Here is a 417-nt window from a genome sequence, read left to right as displayed (position 1 = left end):
GAAAAGCGGGTGATGTATTTAAAATTGAATTGAAGAATAAATAGATTTCTCCGTACATTTTAAACAAACAATCCTTGGACAATATGTTGTTTAGGGATTGTTTTTTTCGCTTCAGGGCGGTTTTTAATACAGCAGCCTTCTTCCATGTATGATGAATTTGGGTACATACAATCTTGAAAGAAATTACGAGGAGGAATGAATAATGAAGAAAATGGTTTCTGTAGTAATGACCGCTATGCTTATTGCCATACCGGTCACCCCTGCTTTTGCTCAAACGAATCCGAATCCGGTTACTGTAAAAGAAAGGGCACAGGTGCTAGCTTCGAAGCTCCTTTCCGTCTCTGGTGCAAGTGGTGTGCAGTATGCCATTATGGATAAGGGATCCATTGTTTTATCAGATAACGCCGGTGTAAAAGA

At 39.3% G+C, this 417-nt stretch carries 1 pseudogene; it reads left to right on the top strand.

The features are described from left to right. Window positions 1-202: 202 nt before the first annotated feature. Window positions 203-417: pseudogene (locus KQX66_RS36480) on the top strand (serine hydrolase); the annotation flags it as partial.

It is taken from the genome of Paenibacillus oleatilyticus, assembly GCF_018998565.1.
GTDB classification, from domain to species: Bacteria; Bacillota; Bacilli; order Paenibacillales; family NBRC-103111; genus Paenibacillus_G; species Paenibacillus_G oleatilyticus.
This window is presented reverse-complemented; position numbering and strand designations above follow the sequence as displayed.